Source organism: Bradyrhizobium sp. AS23.2, from assembly GCF_001908185.1.
Classification (GTDB): domain Bacteria; phylum Pseudomonadota; class Alphaproteobacteria; order Rhizobiales; family Xanthobacteraceae; genus Bradyrhizobium.
In genome coordinates, this window is the sequence record NZ_LGHM01000296.1 from 1 (window position 1) to 2,745 (window position 2,745).

Here is a 2,745-nt window from a genome sequence, read left to right on the forward strand (position 1 = left end):
GAGAACGTATTCTATGAGTTCGACGAGCGGAAAATAAAGGCGGTGTGGTCGATCATCGACAAGGCAGCTATCGAAAGACAACTTTAGGCCGGAGGAACGATCCCCGTTGCTTGGCCCGCTCCGGGGCAATCGCGTCGATTTAACGCCGCCCTCGCCATGTTGGGTTTACCCCTGACAGCCGACATGTAAACGCAGGCTGGATTTGGTCGCAACGGGCCAAGTCTGGACGAACAGATAACCGCGACCCCGCAGCTCAGCCCCTACGGGGTCACCACTCGATAACCTTGTGAGCTATCTCGGGGTCGATGGCATAGCCGAGGAATGGTGGTCGACGATCAGCCAACGCTCGCCGTGCTTGACGTAGGTGAAGCTGTAGCGCGCGGGCAAGCTCTTCGTCTCGCCATTTTTGACGTAGGAGAACGTGTAGTAACCGGTATTGACCGCCGCGTTGCCGTACACCCGGATCAGTTGATCGCCGAAAGCGACCTTGAGCCCGGGTAGAACTTTGAATGCGATCACGAAATAGTCTCGCAGCGCCGCCCGGTCGGATCGCACGGTCGGCGACAGCGTGCCCCAGAGCACGGCATCGTCCGAATCGAAGGGTAATACCTTTTCGGGATCGTCTTCGCCTAGAGCCTGCCCCCATGCGAAGGTTGCGGCTGCCACGTCCGCTTTCGGCTCGACCAAAGCGCTGGAGGAAAATGATGATGAGACGATGCACAGCACAAGTGCCGCGCTCGCAACTTTTGGAGAAGATCGCATGACATCCTCCCTTGCAAATGCCGGAAAGATAAGTGTCCGCTTGAGACGGCCTCTTACAATGCGGGCGGCTACTATTTGCGCGGATCGTCAGCTGGATTGATGTAATCGACGCCACCTGGGCCAATAAACTGAACCTGAAGTATCCCTTCCTCGCTTCCGGTCCAGGCGTAATGCCCGTGTTTTGCGGGATACACCCATAACGAGCCTGGCTTCAGAAGATCACCCTTCTTTTCGAATTTGTCACCATGACTGGTGCCGACGGCTCCGCTTATGATGGTGACAACTTCAGAATAGGGATGAGTATGCGGAGGCATTTGGAAGTTCGCTGGAAACTTGATGCGCAAGACCACAACGTCGCCCGCCTTTGCGGGATCACCGACCAAGGTGGCGATCTGAACGCCCTTCGGAAAGGCTGGATTATCCTTCCATACGAGCGTATCGGGCATCACCCGGACCTCAGTATCTTGCGCCGTTGCCGGAATGCAGAGCGCGATCAAACTGGTCGCCGCCAGAAGTAATCTTTTCATGCGAGTGTCTCCCAAGCTCTATGCAGCAAGAGACGCAAGTCGCAATGCGGCTAGTGTGAGATTGAGATTGCGCGCCGCAACGATGCGTGCGTCACAGCGGAGAAAGCTACACTACCTTCAGGCGAACCATAAGTCAGAAACATTGCCTTAACACGCTACCAGACAGGTTGAGGTCGGCTTCGGGTCTTGGCTGTGTGAAAACGCAACGGCGCTCAAATTTCGGAGAAAAGAATTCTTTCAAACACCGCTTCTGAGACTGCGAAGAGGATACAGAGCTTCGGTGCCGCGTGATATGAGAAGTAGATTCTCCGCCATCCGCCGGAGTTCGCGTTTTTACACAGCCAGGACCGCTTGCAAACATATGGAAGGCCGCTAACTACGGCGGCCTCACATATTGGAAATTAAGAGAGCGACGCACGCAATTAGTGTCGCCGTACTGAGGGTGACCACGACAAGTGCTTGTTCGCTGTGGGCTTGCAGATCTTTGTCGTCCATTGTCCCCAACGCAAATCGCACAGCTTTGTTTCCGGTCCCTGGAAAAGATGCGTGCCTCACCTTGGCGGTCGCAGTCCCGAAGAACTCAACCATCCATCGATCCCGGCGGCGATGTCGGCCCGATGGGCTTTCTGCAAAAGATATCCTCACGCTCCGTGCCCGGCGGCAGTTGCGCAGCTCTTTCTCTTGCTAGCCGGGCTTCTTTGATGAGCCTTTCGCCTAACGCCTTGTCTGGCTTGAACCGAAGGCGTTTCATGATCCTCCTCCTGCTATCAAATTCACTCCTGTCAGAAACGCTGTCGTGGAGCTGACGTTCGGTAGGGAACATTACATCGTCGCTGGAAGCGGAAGTGAGATATTAGTCCCGCAATGCAACAAGGAACGACCACGATGTCTGACACGGTCATTAATGTTGGCCCGTCTGTCGCTCGACCACGATCCAGAAAGCCCGCGACCGTCAGCGCGTCGGCGCTGGCGATGCACCTCGATTGCAGCCGCGCCTACATCGGCAAGCTCGAAGCGGAAGGCGTGATCCGGCGGCAAGGTGACAGCTCCCCGCTTGATCAGAGCCGGGTTGCCTACCTGCGGCACTTACGGCGAGAGAGGCGGCAATCGTCGCGCAGTGAGGCCGACGTTGATCACGTCAGGGTCAAGACCGAGATGCTTCAACTGCGGCTGATGGAGAAGCGGCGAGAACTGGTGCGTCGAGACGATGTCGATGACCTGATCGATGAGCTTGCTGGAATAACCCTGACGCATCTATCCGGTATGGCGGCCCGGTGCTCGCGCGACATGCAGGTTCGGCGCAACATCGACGCGATCGTTGATCAGGTCCGGCGCGAGTTGGCGGCAACGGCGCTCGCGAAGGCGGACGAGTGGAACGAGCCGCCGCTCGATAAGCAGGTCTGACGCTCCGGACCTGCGATGCGGATCGAGGAGGATGCCATGCCCGAAACACCAA

The 2,745-nt window shown here is 57.0% G+C and carries 3 protein-coding genes and 1 pseudogene; 2 read left to right on the forward strand and 2 right to left on the reverse strand.

The features are described 5' to 3' along the window. Nucleotides 1-87 (forward strand): annotated as a pseudogene (locus AC630_RS47615) (ester cyclase); the annotation flags it as partial. Between the two features lie 204 nt (nucleotides 88-291). On the opposite strand, the gene AC630_RS41450 reads toward AC630_RS47615, so the two are convergent. Together AC630_RS41450 and AC630_RS41455 are read right to left on the reverse strand one after the other, a co-directional pair. Next, entirely contained in the window at nucleotides 292-762 is a 471-nt protein-coding gene (locus AC630_RS41450) for a DUF4440 domain-containing protein (protein WP_074124174.1), read from the reverse strand. A 71-nt stretch (nucleotides 763-833) separates the two neighbouring features. Further along, the gene (locus tag AC630_RS41455) at nucleotides 834-1,289 is read right to left on the reverse strand and encodes a cupin domain-containing protein (RefSeq protein WP_074124179.1); all 456 of its coding nucleotides are present in this window, start codon (nucleotides 1,287-1,289) and stop codon (nucleotides 834-836) included. An 885-nt stretch (nucleotides 1,290-2,174) separates the two neighbouring features. On the opposite strand from AC630_RS41455, the gene AC630_RS41465 reads away from it, so the two are divergent. Next, nucleotides 2,175-2,693 carry a hypothetical protein gene (locus tag AC630_RS41465; protein WP_143198741.1) on the forward strand — a complete coding sequence of 173 codons (519 nt, stop codon included), beginning with the start codon at nucleotides 2,175-2,177 and terminating at the stop codon, nucleotides 2,691-2,693. Nucleotides 2,694-2,745: the final 52 nt, after the last annotated feature.

What these genes read in the sequence shown, in the direction of transcription:
- AC630_RS41450 (WP_074124174.1), bottom strand. Translation starts at nt 762, where the DNA reads ATGCGATCTTCTCCAAAAGTTGCGAGCGCGGCACTTGTGCTGTGCATC.
- AC630_RS41455 (WP_074124179.1), bottom strand. Translation starts at nt 1,289, where the DNA reads ATGAAAAGATTACTTCTGGCGGCGACCAGTTTGATCGCGCTCTGCATT.
- AC630_RS41465 (WP_143198741.1), top strand. Translation starts at nt 2,175, where the DNA reads ATGTCTGACACGGTCATTAATGTTGGCCCGTCTGTCGCTCGACCACGA.